The following is a 19,908-nucleotide window of genomic DNA, read 5'->3' on the forward strand; positions in this document are numbered from 1 at the left end:
CATAAGAACCAGATAAAGCAATGTTTGTATTGTTTTTATCATTCAATGCATTATCAAGCGCTTCTTTATAGATTGTTATGTCTAAATCTTTAACTGCTTTAAGATTTTCTAAATATAGTTTTTCTGTCACCTACTATACCTCCATACACTAGATCCTTATCAATATTGTACTAGATAAATCAGTATTAGAGAAGATAAAGAAAAACATATTGAAATCCCGTAGACAGTCATATTCGAAATTTTTTAAAAGTTGTAAAAGATAGTTTTGTTAAATAAATTTTACAAATACCTTTTTCACAATAACTTTTGTTGATTTAGTATAATTTAAAGTTATTTGACTGTCTTTCCCCTAATTTAAGACAACTAGATACTATTGCTTCGTGCATTTGGCGGAGATTCCCCTTCAAGTATATTTAAATGCATTAATTAAATTATAAATGCTATATTTAACTTGCTGATAATAATGTGCGATAAAGCACTTGTAGACATTGATTAAAACAAATAAAAATCAAAAAAGAGATACTGCTTTTACACAATATCTCTCATTTTCTCCAATTCCTCTGGCGGAATCTTGGCGGAGAACCTATTCATTTTTAATCATTTCATCCATTTTACGTACCATCGAAATGCAGTCAAATCAACGTTTTCACTTCAAATGCCTCTAGTGAATTACTCCCACTCAATCTGCAAACAGCACCTGTAACCCTTGATACAATAGCATTCCTTTAAAAAAGGCATGGTAATCAGCATGGTATTTTTGCAAATCACCTTGTGATCTAATTAATTAATATGCTATATTTGAAGGTTATAGTTTAATAAGTGAGCCTGTCCTATTTGCAAAAATTCTTTGTTAGAAACCTGGTCTAAAGTGGTAATTGATTCATCCGCAATTCTGTTATCATAAATTGTATAGACATTCAATGTATCAACCCTACTGTTCCCTCTCAGGCCGCTTACAATGATAGAAATCAAAAAGGGGTTTACATTTATTAAGTAAATAACCTTGCATTCTAATATCTGTTTCACCGCAAAATTATATTCATCCCTACTCAAAACCACATTAAACGAATGTCATTAAAGAGCCACCAATTGCACCAGTCAGTACGATAATCCACGGTGGGAGCTTCCAGTAGGCAAGCATACTAAATAAAATGGCAGCTAGAGCAAAATCAATAGGTGCCAAGATTGAACTTGTCCAAATCGGAAAATAAAAAGCAGAGATTAAAATGCCGATAACTGCTGCATTTACGCCCATTATTGCTCCTTTAATTTTATGATTGTTGCGTAAACTATCCCAAAATGGTAATGCACCGAGAATGAGCAAAAAAGCAGGTAAGAAAACCGCAAGTGTCGCCACTAAACCGCCTTGCCAACCTTTCATAACAGTACCTAAGTAAGCTGCAAATGTAAACAAAGGCCCAGGTACTGCTTGTGTCGCACCATAACCTGCTAAAAAAGACTCTTCACTTATCCAGCCAGATGGCACCAATTCCTGCTCTAACAAAGGCAAAACGACATGTCCCCCACCAAAAACCAAAGAACCTGAACGATAAAAACTGTCAAACAAAGCTATCCAATAGAATCCAGTTACTTCTCGAATAACGGGTAAGAAAAATAATAAGCCGAAAAATAACAGTAGACAGATCACCGATACCCTTTTGGTAATCGGAAAGTTCGATTTAGTTTTTTCAATCTCATCGTGCTGTTTAAATAAAAGGAATCCAAAGAATGCAGCGATTAAAATAACACCTACTTGAGTAAAAGCTGATTGCCAAAGAAGCGTGCCTATTAGCGCAAATAAAGCGATGGCTTTTCTTTTTAAATCAGGCGTCAAGTTTTTAGCCATCCCAATAATGGCATGTGCAACTATCGCTACTGCTACAATTTTCAATCCATGTATCCATCCAGCGTTTCCTATATCAAATCCAGTGAGCAGTAAAGCAAAAAGGATAAGCGCAATAACAGACGGTAATGTAAACCCTATAAAAGATATTATTCCACCTAATATCCCCGCACGCATAACGCCTATACCGATTCCAACTTGGCTACTAGCTGGACCCGGTAAGAACTGTGCTAAAGCAACTAAATCGGCATAACTTTTTTCACCCATCCATTTTCTTCTTCGTACATATTCTTCATGAAAATACCCTAAGTGGGCTGTTGGTCCACCAAATGAAGTCAATCCAAGTCGTGTTGAAACTAAAAATATCTCCAAGAGTGATTTAAATCCTCTATTCGGGTTACTTTGATTCATTATTATCTCCTTTTATTCTTTAATTTCTTTAAAGAGTTCATAAGCTTTTTTCCGAGCTTCGTTAAGAACTAAATCTCCTTTTTCAGTTATCGTGTAATACTTCCTAACTTTTCCTTCCACGTTTTTATCTTCTCTTATTAGAAGTCCATCAGACTCCATTGAATGTAGTATAGGATAGAGAGTCCCTGAACTGATACTGTATCCGTGTTCTCTGAGCTCTTCTAACATCCATACACCAAAAATCGGATGCTCTTTTGCATGGTGTAATATGTGTATATGAATAAATCCAAGAAATAATTTACGCAATACTTTATCCTCCAAAACATCACCTCCAATAGCAATATCGAAACCAGATATCGTTATCCGATATCAATAATATATAATACACTATGATCACTTTCAATAAAAAAACTAATTATTTACATAACCTTTACATTTAAACAGTGGTAAATTCTTTTTCGCAAACAACAAACGCGTGCAATTGTTGAACAGTTATATCATCTAAATCAAAACCACCAGTGTGAACTGGTGGTTTTGATTTGCAGTATTATTTAGCACAGTTAATGACTTCCTCCCCTCTCTACTTACTAAACAACTACTGGTTTAATATCCATAAAACATAATATTCTATATCGGAAATTTGAAATTCAAAGAGACTACCTGAGCGATTTCCAAAAATTCTTTGCTTGAGATTTCTCCTATGGATTCTGATTTAACTTTTAGAACGTTGGTAAATTCTAATGTGTAAAGGTTTAGCGTATTAACCTTACTGTTTCTTCTTAATCCTGGAATCCTAATTGGAATAAAATAAGGTTTCACATCTGTTATATAAATAATCTTACATGCTAGTATCTGTTTCATCGCAACGTTATATTCATCCCTACTCAAAACCACATATTCTGTCTTACTGTACCGATCAAGTACTTCATCGTATGATTCAACTGATATGACATCTTTTTGCTTCATTAATCTTTACTCTCCATTCAGGGCACATACTTTTTTGCATACTCTTCTAGCTCTTGCTGTAAATTTAGTTCATCTATCTTCTTAAAGAAATCTTCTGTTTCAGGTATTAATCTAATCGTTTCATCTTCCTTTATAATGTAGAATTTTTGACCGACTTCAATATTAAAGCGTGCTGGTATTGTTATGACGACTGCATTCCTTTGTTTCCGTGCATTAGACGTTCCAACTATCATCTTTCTCACCTCCTAAAAAAATAAACGCCCTGGAATAGATTCATCCAAGACGTTTACACTTTAATTTTTAACATGTTGATTACCATAAAATCCTATTAATTTTTTATCTGTGATATTAATGTCAATATCACCTGCTATCGCTTCTGCGACTACTGTATCATTCCGATTCCATAGATGTGCATAATGCTTCAAAGTGATTTCCGGGCTGGAGTGCCCGAGTCTTTGTGATACAACTAGAATATCAATGTTGTGCTGATTAATAAGGTAACTTGCATGGCTGTGCCTTAAGCCTTTCGCTTGGATACGTTTCACACCAGCTGCATCAGCATAGCGATTGACAATATTATTCACTGTTCCCCTGACAAGAGGTCTTTCTGTGGTAGTTAAGATGAACTTGGTCACACCATGTTTTAATTGACGCTCTTTCCATTTTTTCAAAATAAAAATTGTATCATCATCTAAAGAAATCATTCGCATACTACTTCTAGTTTTCGTGTACGGTTTCACTGTGTACTCACCTTTGTACCATTCCAAAGTACCATGGATCCTCAGTGTCTTCTTTTCAAAATCCACATCATCCCATGTTAATGCTAATCCTTCCGAAACCCGCATCCCCGTCGTGTAGTACAACCACAACATAACAAACGACATGTGTTCATAAAAATCCTTTACATAAACAGATGATATAACCCTTTCAAATTCTTCCTTTGTCCAATAGGGTACAACAGCTTTACCCTTAGGAATTGCTTTAGTACGCATGGATGGATTCACTTCTATATACTGCAAATTAACCGCCTTCGTTAACGTTCTTCTAAACGTGCTATAAACCATACTTGAGAAACTCTGTGAATAACCACTTTCCGACAGTAAGAACACCCGAAACATCTCACAATCTTCTACAGTAATACCTCTTAGCTTTTTGCTTTTAAATCGTTTCTTAATTGTTTTAAACACAGATTTCCTAGATAGCCATGTTGATTTTTCTACGTTCCCTTTATAAATAGGTAAGTAAATTTGTGTCAAGAACTGATCGTATGTCATGTTATAATTCCTGTATTGATGCGCCTCATGGTACTCTCTCTTTATTTTTGTTGCTTCAATATGAGCCGCTTTTGCAGTTAAAAACGGCTCACCTAATTCACTCCTAGATCGCTTCCTCTGTATTGTTTTACCTGTAATTTTATCTACACCTAGCCAAACATTATAAAAGAATCGACCTGTTTTTTCATTCTTGTATACGCCTGGATATTTTGTCTTGGCCAATCAAATTCACCCCGCTTTGTTAGTAAATTTAACTCCTAAAATTTCCTCGACTTTTTCTACTGGCACTACACCGCAACGTTGATTTTCATAGAATGTAAAGCCTTCATTGACTAATTTAATCTTTGCTTCTCGAATGATTGATCTTGCAGTGTTCTGTTTAAATCCGTATTCCATCAATTTTTTGTAATCAATCATAACCATTTAAATTCCCCTCTCTTGTTGTATGTTTTGTCATTTAATTTTTGCTACATAATAGTCCAATTAGCTCTTACATTTACCGACAATGGATGCCGGCAGTTAATCTTTTCTTCATCAGTAAGTGTCCTTATTTTCTTACCTAACTTCTTCTGTTTTAATAAATCCAACAATTCATCTAATCGTTCACGCACTCGCTTGCTCTTCTTCGGCGTGCTTCCATAAGCTAAAATAATTAATTCCGAATCTTTGACACTATTAACGATAATTTCATCGTTAACATCATCCGACATGTACTTGTATTCTTTCTTATCTATTAATTTTTCAGAGAACAAGTTCACACTGTAATAGCCACCATAACCAAGCTTGTAAACATTGCTGGTAATCAAGAAATTCGTCAAGTCATTCTCAACGTAATTAAAGTTCGTAGGATAGAGTGTCAATACAGTTACTAATGGACTATTCGAATCCCACACACGTTTTGTAGCATATCGATGTTCACCGTCATCCGCTTCCAAAAACGTAACATCAATTGCTGTTGTCGATTCTTTAACCATGACTACTGACTCCTTCCTCAATGCGTTTCTTTATCTCATAGACGGTCGATTTAGATATCCCGTTCTCTCTTGCAATTTGTCTGATTGGAATCTCTCGTTCTAATTGATGACTAACATTGAGAAAAACGAGTTTGTCTTTTGGATTTTTTGCTTGTGCATGATATTTCAGAGGTCTCCCTTTGTAAACACCACGTAATTTGGCTTGTATGATTCCTTGCTTTTGCCGTTCCAGTATTTTTTCTCTTTCGTTTTGTGCGATATAACCTAATAAAGAAATAAACATATCGGACATTGCTTTGTCTAATGTCTTATTACCAGTGTTGAAATGTAAAAACGGAGCATCCAACACAGTCAATCGTACATCCCTTTCTTGGAGGATTCTAACTGTTTCTTTAATGTCCGAGTAATCTCTGCCAAGCCTGTCCAAGGAAGCGATCACAACCTCATCTCCAGATCTAACATATGACATCATTTCCTGAAACTTTTCCCTTTTTGTATCTTTACCACTTAATTGCTCACTAAAAATCTTGTCTACATTTTCCTTTTTCACAGCATGAATTTGTCTGTCCAGATTTTGTTCTTTAGTAGAAGTCCTAATGTATGCTACTTTCATCCCAAATCCCCTTTTCTGTAATCAATTACTGGCCACTTATAACGGCCACTTTCGTTCTTGTAAAATCAATGAACCAAAGTGGCCGATTAGGGTATAGCCATTTTGGCCAGTCTATTCAGTAGCCTTCCCAACACTACTGAAAGTGCTAGTTAACCTTTCTTCCCTCCTTTAATTCACCTAGTCATTCAATGAATCAAAGGTATAATATATATTTGAAGGAAAGTTCTTCGACAGGATAAGATGACTTAAAAGTGCGACACTCCCTCCCCCATCGTCACTGTTAGTGATTCCAGTGACGACAGTACCTACTTTTTTACTTCAATCCAATGTCACGAACAACTGTAATTCCATTGGACTTCCCACGAGTAAATGAAATGAGTTCAAGATTCATTGCTTCCTGGAACATTTTCCAAAACTTTTGAGGGTTGTCTGTCCCTTTGAAAGGTAACTTTTCTAGCATCATCCAGTTTTTGTATGCATTTAATAAATCTTTAGCAGGCATGACTTTTGCTGGTACAGAATCGATGCATTCTTTTACAAATTTTTCAATTGGATTACCAACACCTAAATATAATTCCTTTGCATCTAGCATGGATTTTGACACCGTAAATGTGTAATTGTTTGCGATTAAGTGCCTCAGTCCTTCTAACGACCAATTTAAAATACCTTCTAGCTCCTTTGATAGCTTTTTTGGTAGGTCTTTGTCTTGTTCATGCGGTAGGAAGATCCTGTCGAATGGTAAAATCAGCAACCGTCGCTCGAAGCCAAAACTGTCATCGCTTAATAGCGGTAATTCGTTCATTAAGAACGTGAGTTTAGCATTTAATACAACATTAACTTCCTGGCGGTTTTTCCGATTCACAGATATTGTCTCTCCACTACAAATCGCCTTCAGCTTACCTGATTTAAAGCTTTCTAGATCTGACTCTGTAGCTAAGTTTAATTTTTTTCCAATTAAAGGCTCTAATCCAAATTCGGTGTTGAAATTAGAGAGTGGTGCTGATGATACATTTTCAATCCCTACCAGTTGGGCGAGAATATCAAACAAAGTTGATTTACCATTTGCACCTGCCCCAACACCAATCAAAAAAGAATTTGATTGGTGGCTACACGACAACGTATAGCCGAAAAATTCTTGAACAAATTGAATCGTTTCTTCATCTTCAAATAACCCTTCTAAAAACTCAGTAAAATTTGGACATCTAGCTTCCTCATTATGATTTACTGGACTACCAAATGTTGCAAGGTGACTCGGTGCATGCGGCACCAAGTCTCCTGTGATGGAATCAAGGGTATGGTTACCCAGGGGAAAGTGACTCTTATTGAAATTTAGCGACTGAATAAAAGCTACTTTCCTTTTTAAAATATCGACAATTGAACTCTCTAAGTGGCTCGTCCAGGTGTCTTCTATGTTTCCACCAGCTGCATGCGCAATCTCAATGATGAGTCGATGTAGTGGTTGTCTAGCTTTTTCCCAAAAACCTTTTTGATTGTTGTAGACTAAAATCGTCTCTGGATCTTTTCTGTCTACAACTAAAGCCATTAGTTCCATCACTAGCTCTGCAAAGCTTTTCTTGTTAAAGCTGATTCTCCCAGACTCACTCATGTTGTACTCCAATTCAATTCGTCCAACGTCTAAAATAAATTCATGAAACGACTCTTTAACTTCTTCCGACAGAATGCTACTTCCACCCGGATTAAAGTTTACATCTGTTCCTTCTAACAAGCTTTCCATGCAAATAGGTGCTAGTAAATGTTCATTTAAATCATTTAACACTTGTATAGATGTTAAATTTCCTTCTTTCACGGATGAAATAAAACTTTCAAAGAGATCTGATCGTGTTTGTTTTTCTATTACTAGTTTATTTTCCACCTTAATAAATTGACGAATAAAATGTAGATTCTTTTTGTTTTGAATCTTATACAATTTCATCACCACCCTCGTCGAAATCGATACCATCATCTTTTTGGTACTGCTCTAATGCTTTCGCTACCTTGTCGTTTCGCTGGTAAAAGACCCAATTGTTAATTCGTGGGTATGAAAAGTCGCTTCCTTCAGGCTGGTAATGACTTAGGACCGCTTCTCCTTTCAATCCAATTAACTTGCTTGGCTGAAATGAGGTTGTTGATAGTGCAGTAATTGCTGCATTAACAAATTTGTAAAAATGACCTCTTGGTGTGAAGTCCACAAATAAATTAATTTCTTTTACCTCTGTACTGCCATCAGCGTTGTTTAATTCTTGCAATTCAAGCTCTAACTTTACTATCTCTTTCACCCCATTCTTTGTGGGTATGTCGTCATACATTGCATTTAAAACTCTAAATTTGACTGGTCCATCTTCTACCTTTGCTTCGAATTGACTTAATAATATTGATTTTTCATTATTTTTACTCATTATATTTTTTCCCCTCTCAATTTTTCCTTCGACAGAATTCCGTTTGTAGGTAATCCTGGAAGGATCATTTCTATTTCTTTCTCAAATCTTTCTTCGACCTGCTTTATAAACTCATCAAGATAAATGTTTTCTTCTACTAAAAACCAGACTTCATCATGGACAACATGAATGATTTCAAAATCGTTTTCAGCTAGTACATTAAGAAGAACTTTAAGGGCTACTGCCACACTATGCTGTAAGGTGAAATTTTTCTTCTGTGTTGTTGTAAACTTAGCAACTGGTTCAATTTCACCAAACACGGTCAACAATTTTTCACTCTTACCTCTTTCATTTAAAAAATGTTGTAGTTCTGGATACGTATCATAAAATACAGCTCTTAATCTATCCACCTCTACACTGGTCACATGGGGAAAAATCTTACGCATCTTTTTCGTGATGGTCTGAATTCCCGAACCATACGCAAGGCTATACGTAAATTCTTTAGCAAGCTTTCTCAACTGCTTCCCAGTGATGTCATGACTGTCAAAAATGTAACGAATCATGTCTGAAATTTCGGTAAGTACATCGATACCTTTCTGGATTTTTTGCACTAATGAACCACATTTTGCGTGATATGCCATGAACCTAAGCTCTGCTGCGTTGATGTCTAAACTAATTATTTGATAGTCTTTAGGAGTCATGATGTAATTTCTCATTTCATTTGGCAGAGATGTCAATGGCAAGTTTCTGGCATAGATTCTCCCAGTATAGGAAGTGAAGCTTCTCCATTGAGCTTGGAGTATGACACCTCCATCGACTGTTGTGCCTTTTTCTAACAATCTTTGCCCCCACATTTTCAAATAGTTTTGATAATTTTTGTAGGTCAACATCATTTGAAAGCTCGGATGTAATTTTCTGTACATTATTAACTCATCCATGCCTTTAGCTACTGGAAGTTCTCTAAGCTTCCAATAATGATGCAGCTTGTCCTCATCGACTTGGTCAGACACTGCTTCGCCCATCATCTGGTTAATCTCATTCCTTACAGCTACTAATTGATTCTGTTTTTCCTGCAAGCCACTTTTAAACCATTCACCTGAGATGAGAAGTCCCGATTCTTCTAAAGTTGATAAAATTGGGCTGATGCTTTTTTCAAGAAGATATAACTCTTTAAATAATGAGTGTTTCTGTAAAAGCACATCAACTTCTTTACGACTTTGAGTCAAGTCGTAATGCTTCGGCATTAAGAGTAAATGGTTCAAGTTGGTGTGTGATATCATCTTTTGGGGTTTCACAAACATTTCGACCTCCTTTCCAACTAGATTAAAAAGAAATGTAATTTATCAATTACAGCAACAAATCTTTTCATCCCTCATTATGAATCGACAGCGATCTTCTATCTATATCGAAAATAAATATTGTTTTTCATAATTAAACTTCGGATAATAAAATACGCAAAAAAAATAAGCATCTAATAGTTATATTAGATACTTACTTTTCAAACTGCTTGTCAATTTCAACTAGATTTTTATTTAACTTATATTTGTGATACTCATTAGGGTTGTCATTTATTTCTAATTCAATGTAATCCTCTAATCTCTCTAACATTTTTGGAATCCTACTTTTCATTGATTGATTATAAAATGCTACTTTATGATGTTCAGGTAGTTCTTCATACAATTTTAATAGTGTTTCTAAATCATTTTGATAGTCCTTTGCCTGAGCATTCATCGCAGGTAGTAATGTGAATTTATAAAATATACTCGCTAGATTTACAGATACGATCTCCCAAGTTTCTTGCCTACTCGTTTCACTCCATACTGCCTCAAAACGGTTCAGTTTATTAGTGAATGCTTGTATCCACTGTTTTTCTTCTTGTTCGGGATTACTTATCCATGATTGTCTTCTTATTTTTTTGAATAAAGATTGGTCAAATAAAGAAATAAGAACAGCCAAAAATATTGCATCCATATAATTGTAGTCATAACCTTGGTAAATAGCACCTCTGGCTTTAGTCAAATTCATTTCATTATTAAAGAAATACTCCCCCAACTTTTTCTCCTTTTGTCGTCCAAGTAGATATTGGACTCTGCTTTCATTAAGAAATCCAAGAATTTCCTGCAATCTTTTTTCCAATGTTGTTTGATTGAGCTCAAATTCTAATTCGCCATACTTTTTAACCAATTGAATAATATCTGTCTTTGAATAGATTTCATTTCCCACAAGCACCCATTCTCTCCTTAAATATCTATTATTAAAACGATTCACCACATTCGATGGTAGCGAAGAAGTTGGCTAATTTACTGGCCTACATACATATTAATTAATCTAAGATCTTTTTACGTTACTAACTATGAAACAGGTCTTATGCTGACACATTCGATGTTCGGGAATGATAAATTCTCATAATAGCCTATCTTTAATTTTGCTTGATGGACTGCATCTTCGTCTTCTAATACAGATCTCTCTACTAAAAAAAGATCACCTTCAACATGATTAGAACCACTTAACACTTTATCGATAGTAAACGATAAGTTTTCACCATCGAACTCTTCGATGATCGATACAGTCACCAACGCTTCAATTATTTCTTCCTGGTGTAAATTCTCACTTAATTCATCAAAAATATTAAACATTAAACCGCTCCTTTTTATTTGATGTAATAATAAGAACTATACCAGATTTATTTTTATTCGTACAGTCAAAAACGGCGTAAGAGCAGCGTCACAACAACGTTTCCGAGGGCCTTCGGCGGATATCGGCGGATAAGGAGTCGAAAATAAATTTAAATATTTAATAAATATGTCTGTTTACTAAAACCACTAATTGAAAAAATAAAAATATTAAGGTAGAACATGTCACTCTCGTCACTATAATCACTTTTTAAGTGAACAGAGCGACGAGGGTACCCATTTTAAACTATAACTTTAACAATACTAGAAACGACCAAATCTTTTTGCATACACTCTTTTAAAAAATGATGGAATTAATCGGAGTTTTTGTTCTGTTTTTTTCGTATTTAAGACCATTAGAGATTTTTTAATTTCACTATATCGCGTCAATTAATTGACGCTAATAAGTAGGTGTGATAAAATATATCTAATATATTGATAAAAAGTGGGTGGACTAAGTTATGACTAATGATTTTCATAATTGGTTAATAGAGAAATGTGAACTTAAATTGAGATCGGCCAGAGATGTTCAGAGTCGACTGAAAAGAGTAAATAAATTTATAGATATTTCACAAAACATTCCAGAAGATGAATTGATTCTGAATCTGAACAGAATAAAAGATTTTAAGACACTACAGCCTACTGTTCAATCTCAACTGAGAAGAAGCATTAAATTATATAGGAAATTTTTAAGAGAAAATAATTCATAAAATAGAGGAATGTGCAAATGATGAAAGGTGTATCTATGTTCTCAAGTGCAGGTATAGGAGAACTTTATCTTAAAAAGATAGGATTAAATATAGTAGTTGCAAATGAAGTAATTGAAAGACGTGGAAAGTTACACCAATACACTTATCCCGATGCCGAAATGATAATTGGGGATATTTCTAAAGAAGATATTTTTGAGAAGTTTATAAAGGAATCTAAAAAGCATGTGATAGATTTTTTAATAGCATCCCCTCCTTGCCAAGGTATGAGTATCGCAGGTAAAAATAGATGCCTAAACTCAATGAGTCTAGATGAAAGGAATTATTTAATAAGTTATGTAATAAAAGCTATACATATATTACAACCTAAGTATATTTTAATTGAAAATGTTCCCTCATTATTAAGATTGATGTTAAATTATAAAGATGACCTTTTAACAGTTCCGGAAATATTAAATAAGGAATTCAAGGATAGTTACACTATTGATACTGATATTTTAGACTCCGCAGACTATGGTGTACCACAGACTAGAAAAAGAGCGATAATTAGATTATATCCAAAAAATAAAAAATGGAAGTTACCAAAAAAAGAACCTAAAATTACAGTTAGAGATGCCATATCTCATTTACCTTCGTTAGAATCTGGGGAAGTGTCCAATATAAATTGGCATTTTGCACGAGAACATGACAAAAGACATGTTTTATGGATGAGTCATACTAAAACTGGAGAATCAGCCTTCTCCAATCTAACTCATTATCCTCGAAAATTAAATGGTGACAAGATAAAAGGGTATGATACTACTTATAGAAGAATAGAGTGGGATAAACCAGCTCCTACAATCACCATCAGGAATGATGCTATAAGTTCTCAAAGAAATGTTCATCCTGGACGGAGGTTAGAGGATGGAACATATTCTGATGCCAGGGTCTTAACACCATATGAACTAATGATATTAAATAGCATTCCTGATGACTGGGATATACCTGATTCGACCCCAGAGATATTAATACGCCAATGTATAGGTGAATCAATCCCTCCATTAATGATTAAAAAAATTATTGAAGGAGTTTTTTCAGATGATTAAAGCATTATCGTTATTTTCTAGTGCAGGCATAGGAGAATTATTATTAGATCCAGAAAAAATACAGGTAGTGGTTTCAAATGAATTGCTAGAAAGAAGAGCTCAATGTTATGAGTATTTGCACCCAAATACCAAAATGATATGTGGTGACATTACGAAAGATAGCACAAAAGAAGCTATTTACAATGAATTAACCGATGATGTAAAACTATTAATCGCTACCCCTCCATGCCAAGGGATAAGTAGCGTTGGTAAGAATAAAGTACAAAATGACTTTATTAAAGATAGAAGAAATTTCCTCATTTTGGAGACATTTAGTTTTATCGATAACTTAAAGTTTGATTACATCCTTATAGAAAATGTCCCTAGATTTATTGAAATGTTATTTCCATATAAGGATGATTTTTACACTTTGGAGGAGTTGCTAAATTTCAGATATTCGGGTGAATATAATATTGAAGTAAGAGTATTAAATGTAAAAGATTATGGAGTTCCACAATCTAGACCAAGAGCTATTATAAAAATGTATAAAAAAGGATTAAAATGGGATTGGCCTGTGGAAGAACCAGAAATAACGCTAAAAGAGGCTATTGGGCATTTACCATCTCTGGCACCTGGAGAGAAGTCTAATATAAAATGGCATGAAGCAAAGAAAGTAAATGATAGAATCATACTAGCTTTGTCACATACTAAAACGGGTGCAAGTGCAATGAAAAATGAAGTATATTATCCTAAAAAAGCCAATGGAGATAGGATAAAGGGGTTTCATAACACGTATAAAAGAATGAATTGGGACAAGCCCGCTACAGCTAGAACAACCTATAATGGCAGTGTCAGCTCGCATAATAACGTACACCCAGGACGAAAGCTAAAGGATGGAACTTATTCAGACCCTAGAGTATTAAGTATTTTGGAAACTTTTATTGTATCTACGATCCCAAAAAATATAAATCTTCCAGATGATGCTTCAGACACATTTATAAGAACAATTATAGGTGAGGCCATCCCACCTCTAATGCTCAAAAAAGTGCTAGATGAAATAGGGGGATAGATTATATGACAAGAACAATAGAAACACCAAAGTGGATACTTTATAGACATACTTCAAATTATGAACTAATAAAGGCTGTTGCAATAGATATTAAAGAGAAATGTATGTCTAATTTATCTGTGGAGAATCATTATCAAATACAAGAACGATTGCGGGCTTTAGATTTATATAAAGAGAGAAACCCCAAAAGACCATTAGATGCTATTAATCATAGAATTAATACTTTAGAGTATTATATGTTTGGCTATGAGGAAGTTGTTAAAAAACAAAAGAGGTTTATATTTAGTCCTCTTGGTAACTTATTTTTAAAACACGTTACCAATCCTGAAAAGTTAAAATTTATATTTACTACTATGTTATATGCTATGCAGTACGAACACCCACATGGTAGTACACCTAATCAATTTCAATTATACCCTTTTAGGTTAATTTTTAAATTGTTACGAGATTCTAGATTAGACTATAAGTTGTATAATTACGAAGTGGAATACTACATAGTACAGGTGCAAGAAATGAATGGTGAAAGTTATGAAACACTCGTTAAGCGCTTATTAGAATTTAGGCAAAAGGATGATTCCCAAATTGAAAAATTATTTAAGGAAGATGAGCATGTATTTGTTAATGCTGCATACGAATGGGAGTATTACACAAAGAAATTATTAGAGAAAGCAGATTTATGGACTGCATATGATGGTGAGTTAATTTGTAAATTAGCACATCCAGTTAGGAAATCAACTACTAAACCAACACTTAGAAGCGTTACTAGAGGATATGTTGTATTAAATAAAGCCTTAGAGGATTATGTTGATATTTTGTTAAAGTCATATTCTTTTGATGATAATCCATTAAAATTAAATGATTCTGAACGGTTGAGGGTTGATGTGATTAAAGAGATATATAACTTTTACCCAGAGGAGCTTCTCAATTATATTGGTGAAGAAAGAGACCAAGCAACAGCAAAGTTACTAAAATTACCAAAGTTAATAGAAAGATATGCGGAAAATAACAAAGGAAAAGAAGCTTATTTATTTGAAGAAGTGTTAGTTGAAGGTTTTAATATGTTTTATAATGTTGAAGCAATTGGAATTGGCGGAGCAGGACAAACAGATATTGAAGCAATTTATTTAACAACAAATGAAAAATTTGCGGTGGATGCTAAATCTACTAAAAACAAGTTGTCAAACCTCAGTTCAGGTAGATTACGTTCACACAGAGAAAAAATAGGTGCAAAATATACAATTGTACTCACACCTAGATATGTGCCAGCAGTATTAGAAGATATTAAGGGGTCTCCAATTGTAATACTACGGGCAAATACCTTTTCTGAATATTTATATAACCATATAAATAATAATATTAGAGATATTGACTATAGTGATCTTCATGATATTATCTCACAAAATTATGGTGAAGATATAAGTCAAGAGGTTTCAGATAAAACTCTTGAAAAGTTTGCAAGTGTAAATTAAAGCTAATAAAAATTCCTTTTGGCTAACTTATAAAAGGTTTGTAGATTGTGTGTGGTGCACGGGTTTAATGATGGTTTAATATGCAATTATTCAGATAAAGCCATTTATTATTTTATTAATAAATGGCTTTTAAAACCTCATTTACTTATGATACGGTTCTTCGTGCTGTATCTAAGTAAGTTAAATAAAATCAAACACACCTAGGAAATTCCTGATACAATCATTCGAAAATATCCAGTATGTATTCAAATACTTCTCCCGTTTCAGTTGTAAATAAGGCATACGCTGAACCATCAAATGGATCTATAATAACTGTGTGCTCGTACGTCATTTTCCCACCTTCAAACTCCCATGTACTTCCTTCAACGTGACCTTCAACCTCATCAATTGGCGGTAAATCTACAACCATTTCACCAAACTCATTGTAATCTATTAAAATAACGTCATAGCCCATTTCTTCAGCGTCTTTAACCGTATGATACTCAGACATGCCTGTTTCACCAGAGTAATATTCACCATTGTAGAATCCTTCTTGATTTGGGTTAAGCGGTAGGTCTAATCGATCTACTTGTTCACCGTCTGAACTTTCCACCCTACCAATATTCAATGCTTCATCTAATGTTTTCAGCAGTTCGTCCAAGTCTGATTCGCTGCTTGTAAGTTCTTCTGTCTTTTCTTTTAGCTCATCCTTTAATTGTTTTAGTTCCTCTTCCTGCTCCAAGAGCTCATCTTCTAATTCAATTAATGTGTCATCATTAGAATTACAGCCACTTAAAATGATTAGGGCAGTGAACACTATCGTAACTAACCAGTTTTTGTTTTTGAGATTCATTTAAATTCCACCTATTCCTCTTTAATCAGAAAATAGTTGATTATATTTTTCATGTGTTCTTCTGTAAACTTCATAAGCGTGCTTGGCATCATAATCAACTAAATATGGTGCTCTTTCTCCCTGGAGTAAATACTGTTCAATAATATAAGGCTGTGCAATGAACTCTTCATAGGTTAGAACTTCCGTGCCAATATAATTGCTGGAAGACTCATCTCTGTCTCCTTCATACTCATTGAAGGTTTCGTCTGCCTCATATTCTTCGTACTCTTCTTGAAATGCACCGAGTTCTTCAGCCATGGCTATCTCGGCTTCTGCCCATTCTGCTTCTTCCGTGATTTCTAATAGCTTTTTCTCCACGGACGTTAGCTCTTCTTTAGTAGCATCTATCTCACTTTTTATTCCATCAATCTCTTCTTTCATCTTGCTTTCAATATCGGATGTATCTGAACAACCAACCAGGATTAATACAAATGAAAGAAAGATAAATTTACATACAACAAGTCTTTTCATAACTATCATCCTTTAAAATGTTATTTTCGATAAAAAAATAAAAGGCTTGCAAAATAAATCACTTTTACAAGCCTTCTCTATTATACATTGATTAATCATCTAAATCCCCTCTAATCGGTAGGGATTCAGTATAACCTGTCACAATGTATTCACCATCAATTAGTTCTATATGTGCTTCATAGCTAATACGAGGATGAGGGTCCTCGTGCCCTAAGTCTTCTACTTTTTCAGGATTGAAGGTGTAAACGCCATTTATTTGCCATGTATCATTACCAGCTGTACTTCTTCCCTCAACGAAGGGGGACATATCCTTAAGTTTTGGATATACGATTTCAAGCTCTTTATTTGATACTGGATAATGTTCCTTTTGATATTTTTCAACAGCTTTAAAAGCCTTCTTTCCGTCCTTACTCACATCAGAACACCCCACTAGACCTATTAGAAGTGTTGTCATTGCAATTAATAGAATTATTTTCCCAATAGATATTCGTTTCATAAATATGCCTCTTTTCATTTTAAAAAACATAGCTGTGTAATAAAAATCCGATGATAGTTAAAGCAAGTCCTATCATACAAAAATATAAACTTTTCCGACTTTCTCCTGTTTCACTGTCATCAGAAATAGCACGAAACCCTAAGAATGCAGTAACTATAGATGCAATTCCAGCTACAAATGTAAACATAAAAATAGATATTGCGCCTGCTATAACACTTATCAATCCATATCTTTTAGTCAATGTACATTACCTCTCTCTCCTAGTTGCCCCAACGTTTTAAAGTCCTATTCTTTACGTCTCGTTGATCTTTATTTGTGAATTTCACCTTGGTCGGGTCACCCATGTTATGGTCGTAGTTCCAATAGCTGAACACTCCTAAACTAACAACTGCACCAACCAGTAAAATTTGAACGAAACGTTTTAACTGCTTAATAGAAAACTTACTTTCAAACTGCTTTATTTTCTCCGTGTCCACATTTTTAATAACTTGGTCTACTTTGTCTTTCGTCTTGCTTAGAAACTCTTCTGATTTGTTATCTTTGCTCATACTCCCACCACTTTCTATATAATATAAATAAAACTTACTTACCTTCTTTATGCCTTTTTAATACTTTCATGACCCAGCTGTAAGAATAGTCATATTTTCTCGCAAGGTGTCGTGCATTTGTTCCATCATACTCTTCTACAATGCGTTGATGAAGATAGGATTCTTTTAAAACACGTTTTGGAAAAGTTAAATATTGTCCCGAATAGAAGTCGTACAGCTTTAAAGTATGCTCTAACCCTATAATTTCCACTAGCTCTCTATAAACGGTATTGAAATGCTTATTTTCCGCTTTTTCTATTTCAGAACGCATATAAACTCACTTCCTCCATTAAATCAAATTAGTGAATTAATCATTACACTTTTTGGAACGATAATCTTTTCGATTATAGAGTGGACTTTACAAGTTAAAGTCCACTACTGCTATTAGATGTGTAACAGCACATATTCCAGGACAATTACACCAGTTACTTGTGCTGCTACACACAGCTTTCTTACCTAGTTTTTGTTAATACAGAAAGCACTGCACCCAAAATCCCTATCGCTATTTCACGAAGTATTTCTTTTCTATCCACCTATGCCACCTCCTAGTAGTCGCTAGGAAGTAACATCATCTGATATGATTCACTGTCAATGCACCAAATTGTTTGGTCAATTGGAGTTGTGTATTGTAAGGTGTAAAGCCATTCACGTTTACGTTCTGGTTCTTCTTGTCGGTGCACAATTCTTTGTCTGCCATCTGCCACTGTAAGCTCAAACACTTGCAAGTAGTCTAACTTCATATCTTTGTTTCCTTGTTCTTCAATTAAACGCCACAAAATCATTTGTATTTCGGCATGTACTGTTTCATCAATTGATCTTGTCATGTACCTTTCGTGTTTTCTATTGAACATGCTTCTCTCCCTACCTTTCCAACCATCGCTCAGTTTTTTGTGGTAGTGTTCCTTCTAATAGATAGATGATGGACATCTGGTGGTCGTGCATTAAACCAATCCTATAATATTTTTTACCATCGACTTTCTCGATATCTACATATTCCAAGGCATCGATATTGTCTATCAACATCTGCATATCTTCCTCTTTGTCAAAATGATAGATACACGAATGGGATGACAAGACAAATTCATCAAAGGATTCCCCTTCATTCTGGTCTATATACCACATTAAAAATTGATGCTCTACTTCACCTACATAAAAAGAAGGCAGACGCTCATCTGCTTTTAAAGCAAGAACATCTGCCATCGTCTGAATAACCTTCATAATATGATGAACCCCCTATTTAATTTTTTCATTATTTTTAAACCATGTTTCGTAATGCTTATACTCATGTGATTCGTCCGTTACAACAACACAAATCCATTCATCTCCTTCATCTTCAACGTAGATAAAGGAATGGGCTAACAGTGGATTCGGTAATGTTTGAATCTCACCTAATGGAATCAATTCCTCGTCTACTTCATCAGGTGTTAACATAATGGATTCATAACCCACTTCATTTACTTCAACCTTCCTGTCTAATCGTTTTGACAACTCCTTTGTAAACCAAAAAACATCGTAAACGTCAGCCTTACATGTAGCCTTTTTCATTAAGTGACACAAAGTTCTCATCTCCTAAAATGATGTGGTCAAGGATTTCAATTCCCATGATCTTTCCTGCTTCTACTAGCTTTCTAGTCACTTGAATGTCCTCTTGACTAGGTTCAGGATTGCCCGATGGATGATTGTGACCTACAATGACACCAGCTGCATTTGATAGAATAGCTGGTTTCATAACCTCCCGTGGATGGACAATACTAGAGTTTAAACTCCCTATGTGACATACGTTAATCGCAGTTGGTTGGTTTTTAGTGTCCAAACAGACAACCACGAAGTGCTCTCTGTCTACATCACCTAAAAACTGTCTCATTAAATTAGCTCCATCCTGGGGTGAACCTACAACTCGATCCTTGTACATCAAGCTACATTCCTTCACCATTCTTACACTGACAATGTCAACCCGCTTAGCAGGGACATGCTTCTCCTTCTCACATACATAATCTAAAGTTAATTGCTGAAACTGTTCTTTGTAACTCATGACTTTCTCCTCCT

Annotated in this window: 27 protein-coding genes; 4 read left to right on the forward strand and 23 right to left on the reverse strand. The window is 34.6% G+C overall.

Going from position 1 to position 19,908, the window contains the following annotated elements:
* Positions 1–1,060: 1,060 nt before the first annotated feature.
* From SPD45_RS12825 to SPD45_RS12885, 13 genes are all read right to left on the reverse strand, one after another.
* Positions 1,061–2,254, reverse strand: a complete 1,194-nt coding sequence (locus SPD45_RS12825) for a chromate transporter (RefSeq protein ID WP_336268174.1) — start codon at positions 2,252–2,254, stop codon at positions 1,061–1,063.
* 12 nt (positions 2,255–2,266) lie between these two features.
* The gene (locus SPD45_RS12830) at positions 2,267–2,575 is read right to left on the reverse strand and encodes a PadR family transcriptional regulator (protein WP_336268175.1); all 309 of its coding nucleotides are present in this window, start codon (positions 2,573–2,575) and stop codon (positions 2,267–2,269) included.
* Positions 2,576–2,881: 306 nt separating this feature from the next.
* Positions 2,882–3,220 carry a type II toxin-antitoxin system PemK/MazF family toxin gene (locus SPD45_RS12835; protein WP_336268176.1) on the reverse strand — a complete coding sequence of 113 codons (339 nt, stop codon included), beginning with the start codon at positions 3,218–3,220 and terminating at the stop codon, positions 2,882–2,884.
* 17 nt (positions 3,221–3,237) lie between these two features.
* A complete protein-coding gene (gene mazE / locus SPD45_RS12840; RefSeq protein WP_336268177.1) occupies positions 3,238–3,453 on the reverse strand; it encodes a type II toxin-antitoxin system PemI/MazE family antitoxin in 216 nt (71 codons plus the stop codon).
* 60 nt (positions 3,454–3,513) lie between these two features.
* Complete coding sequence (locus SPD45_RS12845) at positions 3,514–4,716, reverse strand: tyrosine-type recombinase/integrase (RefSeq protein ID WP_336268178.1); 1,203 nt, start codon at positions 4,714–4,716, stop codon at positions 3,514–3,516.
* 6 nt (positions 4,717–4,722) lie between these two features.
* The gene (locus SPD45_RS12850) at positions 4,723–4,917 is read right to left on the reverse strand and encodes a DUF3173 family protein (protein ID WP_336268179.1); all 195 of its coding nucleotides are present in this window, start codon (positions 4,915–4,917) and stop codon (positions 4,723–4,725) included.
* 44 nt (positions 4,918–4,961) lie between these two features.
* Positions 4,962–5,489, reverse strand: a complete 528-nt coding sequence (locus SPD45_RS12855; protein ID WP_336268180.1) for a DUF1643 domain-containing protein — start codon at positions 5,487–5,489, stop codon at positions 4,962–4,964.
* The gene (locus SPD45_RS12860; protein WP_336268181.1) at positions 5,461–6,081 is read right to left on the reverse strand and encodes a recombinase family protein; all 621 of its coding nucleotides are present in this window, start codon (positions 6,079–6,081) and stop codon (positions 5,461–5,463) included. The genes SPD45_RS12855 and SPD45_RS12860 overlap by 29 nt, the downstream gene beginning before the upstream one ends.
* A gap of 313 nt (positions 6,082–6,394) precedes the next feature.
* On the reverse strand, positions 6,395–8,008 hold the full coding sequence (locus SPD45_RS12865; RefSeq protein WP_336268182.1) for a DNA primase family protein: 1,614 nt from the start codon (positions 8,006–8,008) through the stop codon (positions 6,395–6,397).
* Positions 8,001–8,477, reverse strand: a complete 477-nt coding sequence (locus tag SPD45_RS12870) for a hypothetical protein (RefSeq protein ID WP_336268183.1) — start codon at positions 8,475–8,477, stop codon at positions 8,001–8,003. Before SPD45_RS12870 ends, SPD45_RS12865 begins: the two co-directional genes overlap by 8 nt.
* A complete protein-coding gene (locus SPD45_RS12875; protein ID WP_336268184.1) occupies positions 8,477–9,757 on the reverse strand; it encodes a DNA polymerase in 1,281 nt (426 codons plus the stop codon). The genes SPD45_RS12870 and SPD45_RS12875 overlap by 1 nt, the downstream gene beginning before the upstream one ends.
* A 190-nt stretch (positions 9,758–9,947) precedes the next feature.
* Positions 9,948–10,679 (reverse strand): hypothetical protein, encoded by a 732-nt coding sequence (locus tag SPD45_RS12880; RefSeq protein WP_336268185.1) that lies wholly within the window; start codon positions 10,677–10,679, stop codon positions 9,948–9,950.
* A 128-nt stretch (positions 10,680–10,807) separates the two neighbouring features.
* Positions 10,808–11,092 (reverse strand): hypothetical protein, encoded by a 285-nt coding sequence (locus SPD45_RS12885; protein WP_336268186.1) that lies wholly within the window; start codon positions 11,090–11,092, stop codon positions 10,808–10,810.
* Positions 11,093–11,589: 497 nt separating this feature from the next.
* Between SPD45_RS12885 and SPD45_RS12890 the strand changes: the two genes are divergently transcribed.
* From SPD45_RS12890 to SPD45_RS12905, 4 genes are read left to right on the forward strand one after another with little or no spacing between them, the layout of a single operon-like run.
* On the forward strand, positions 11,590–11,838 hold the full coding sequence (locus tag SPD45_RS12890) for a hypothetical protein (protein ID WP_336268187.1): 249 nt from the start codon (positions 11,590–11,592) through the stop codon (positions 11,836–11,838).
* Between the two features lie 17 nt (positions 11,839–11,855).
* Positions 11,856–12,920 carry a DNA (cytosine-5-)-methyltransferase gene (gene dcm, locus SPD45_RS12895; protein WP_336268188.1) on the forward strand — a complete coding sequence of 355 codons (1,065 nt, stop codon included), beginning with the start codon at positions 11,856–11,858 and terminating at the stop codon, positions 12,918–12,920.
* The gene (locus SPD45_RS12900; protein ID WP_336268189.1) at positions 12,913–13,968 is read left to right on the forward strand and encodes a DNA cytosine methyltransferase; all 1,056 of its coding nucleotides are present in this window, start codon (positions 12,913–12,915) and stop codon (positions 13,966–13,968) included. Before dcm ends, SPD45_RS12900 begins: the two co-directional genes overlap by 8 nt.
* Positions 13,969–13,973: 5 nt before the next feature.
* On the forward strand, positions 13,974–15,437 hold the full coding sequence (locus SPD45_RS12905) for a hypothetical protein (RefSeq protein WP_336268190.1): 1,464 nt from the start codon (positions 13,974–13,976) through the stop codon (positions 15,435–15,437).
* Between the two features lie 220 nt (positions 15,438–15,657).
* Here SPD45_RS12905 and SPD45_RS12910 read toward each other — a convergent pair whose 3' ends face one another.
* The 10 genes from SPD45_RS12910 to radC form a co-directional block, all read right to left on the reverse strand.
* The gene (locus SPD45_RS12910) at positions 15,658–16,269 is read right to left on the reverse strand and encodes a hypothetical protein (protein WP_336268191.1); all 612 of its coding nucleotides are present in this window, start codon (positions 16,267–16,269) and stop codon (positions 15,658–15,660) included.
* A 21-nt stretch (positions 16,270–16,290) separates the two neighbouring features.
* A complete protein-coding gene (locus SPD45_RS12915) occupies positions 16,291–16,779 on the reverse strand; it encodes a hypothetical protein (RefSeq protein ID WP_336268192.1) in 489 nt (162 codons plus the stop codon).
* Between the two features lie 91 nt (positions 16,780–16,870).
* Positions 16,871–17,275 (reverse strand): hypothetical protein, encoded by a 405-nt coding sequence (locus SPD45_RS12920; protein WP_336268193.1) that lies wholly within the window; start codon positions 17,273–17,275, stop codon positions 16,871–16,873.
* A 19-nt stretch (positions 17,276–17,294) separates the two neighbouring features.
* Positions 17,295–17,516 carry a hypothetical protein gene (locus SPD45_RS12925; protein WP_336268194.1) on the reverse strand — a complete coding sequence of 74 codons (222 nt, stop codon included), beginning with the start codon at positions 17,514–17,516 and terminating at the stop codon, positions 17,295–17,297.
* Between the two features lie 19 nt (positions 17,517–17,535).
* Entirely contained in the window at positions 17,536–17,823 is a 288-nt protein-coding gene (locus SPD45_RS12930; RefSeq protein ID WP_336268195.1) for a hypothetical protein, read from the reverse strand.
* A 34-nt stretch (positions 17,824–17,857) separates the two neighbouring features.
* Complete coding sequence (locus SPD45_RS12935; RefSeq protein WP_336268196.1) at positions 17,858–18,133, reverse strand: Mor transcription activator family protein; 276 nt, start codon at positions 18,131–18,133, stop codon at positions 17,858–17,860.
* A gap of 274 nt (positions 18,134–18,407) precedes the next feature.
* On the reverse strand, positions 18,408–18,713 hold the full coding sequence (locus SPD45_RS12940) for a DUF960 family protein (protein WP_336268197.1): 306 nt from the start codon (positions 18,711–18,713) through the stop codon (positions 18,408–18,410).
* Positions 18,714–18,723: 10 nt separating this feature from the next.
* Entirely contained in the window at positions 18,724–19,080 is a 357-nt protein-coding gene (locus SPD45_RS12945; RefSeq protein WP_336268198.1) for a hypothetical protein, read from the reverse strand.
* A 15-nt stretch (positions 19,081–19,095) separates the two neighbouring features.
* On the reverse strand, positions 19,096–19,419 hold the full coding sequence (locus tag SPD45_RS12950) for a hypothetical protein (protein ID WP_336268199.1): 324 nt from the start codon (positions 19,417–19,419) through the stop codon (positions 19,096–19,098).
* Positions 19,388–19,894: a RadC family protein gene (radC, locus tag SPD45_RS12955; protein WP_336268200.1), complete on the reverse strand. Its 507-nt coding sequence runs from the start codon at positions 19,892–19,894 to the stop codon at positions 19,388–19,390. The genes SPD45_RS12950 and radC overlap by 32 nt, the downstream gene beginning before the upstream one ends.
* Between the last annotated feature and the right edge of the window lie 14 nt (positions 19,895–19,908).

The organism is Pseudogracilibacillus sp. SO10305, assembly GCF_037072005.1.
Lineage (GTDB): Bacteria > Bacillota > Bacilli > Bacillales > Amphibacillaceae > Pseudogracilibacillus > Pseudogracilibacillus intestinigallinarum.

What these genes read in the sequence shown, in the direction of transcription:
- SPD45_RS12825 (WP_336268174.1), bottom strand. Translation starts at nt 2,254, where the DNA reads ATGAATCAAAGTAACCCGAATAGAGGATTTAAATCACTCTTGGAGATA.
- SPD45_RS12835 (WP_336268176.1), bottom strand. Translation starts at nt 3,220, where the DNA reads ATGAAGCAAAAAGATGTCATATCAGTTGAATCATACGATGAAGTACTT.
- mazE (WP_336268177.1), bottom strand. Translation starts at nt 3,453, where the DNA reads ATGATAGTTGGAACGTCTAATGCACGGAAACAAAGGAATGCAGTCGTC.
- SPD45_RS12850 (WP_336268179.1), bottom strand. Translation starts at nt 4,917, where the DNA reads ATGGTTATGATTGATTACAAAAAATTGATGGAATACGGATTTAAACAG.
- SPD45_RS12860 (WP_336268181.1), bottom strand. Translation starts at nt 6,081, where the DNA reads ATGAAAGTAGCATACATTAGGACTTCTACTAAAGAACAAAATCTGGAC.
- SPD45_RS12870 (WP_336268183.1), bottom strand. Translation starts at nt 8,477, where the DNA reads ATGAGTAAAAATAATGAAAAATCAATATTATTAAGTCAATTCGAAGCA.
- SPD45_RS12875 (WP_336268184.1), bottom strand. Translation starts at nt 9,757, where the DNA reads ATGTTTGTGAAACCCCAAAAGATGATATCACACACCAACTTGAACCAT.
- SPD45_RS12885 (WP_336268186.1), bottom strand. Translation starts at nt 11,092, where the DNA reads ATGTTTAATATTTTTGATGAATTAAGTGAGAATTTACACCAGGAAGAA.
- SPD45_RS12890 (WP_336268187.1), top strand. Translation starts at nt 11,590, where the DNA reads ATGACTAATGATTTTCATAATTGGTTAATAGAGAAATGTGAACTTAAA.
- dcm (WP_336268188.1), top strand. Translation starts at nt 11,856, where the DNA reads ATGATGAAAGGTGTATCTATGTTCTCAAGTGCAGGTATAGGAGAACTT.
- SPD45_RS12900 (WP_336268189.1), top strand. Translation starts at nt 12,913, where the DNA reads ATGATTAAAGCATTATCGTTATTTTCTAGTGCAGGCATAGGAGAATTA.
- SPD45_RS12905 (WP_336268190.1), top strand. Translation starts at nt 13,974, where the DNA reads ATGACAAGAACAATAGAAACACCAAAGTGGATACTTTATAGACATACT.
- SPD45_RS12910 (WP_336268191.1), bottom strand. Translation starts at nt 16,269, where the DNA reads ATGAATCTCAAAAACAAAAACTGGTTAGTTACGATAGTGTTCACTGCC.
- SPD45_RS12915 (WP_336268192.1), bottom strand. Translation starts at nt 16,779, where the DNA reads ATGAAAAGACTTGTTGTATGTAAATTTATCTTTCTTTCATTTGTATTA.
- SPD45_RS12920 (WP_336268193.1), bottom strand. Translation starts at nt 17,275, where the DNA reads ATGAAACGAATATCTATTGGGAAAATAATTCTATTAATTGCAATGACA.
- SPD45_RS12930 (WP_336268195.1), bottom strand. Translation starts at nt 17,823, where the DNA reads ATGAGCAAAGATAACAAATCAGAAGAGTTTCTAAGCAAGACGAAAGAC.
- SPD45_RS12935 (WP_336268196.1), bottom strand. Translation starts at nt 18,133, where the DNA reads ATGCGTTCTGAAATAGAAAAAGCGGAAAATAAGCATTTCAATACCGTT.
- SPD45_RS12940 (WP_336268197.1), bottom strand. Translation starts at nt 18,713, where the DNA reads ATGTTCAATAGAAAACACGAAAGGTACATGACAAGATCAATTGATGAA.
- SPD45_RS12945 (WP_336268198.1), bottom strand. Translation starts at nt 19,080, where the DNA reads ATGAAGGTTATTCAGACGATGGCAGATGTTCTTGCTTTAAAAGCAGAT.
- radC (WP_336268200.1), bottom strand. Translation starts at nt 19,894, where the DNA reads ATGAGTTACAAAGAACAGTTTCAGCAATTAACTTTAGATTATGTATGT.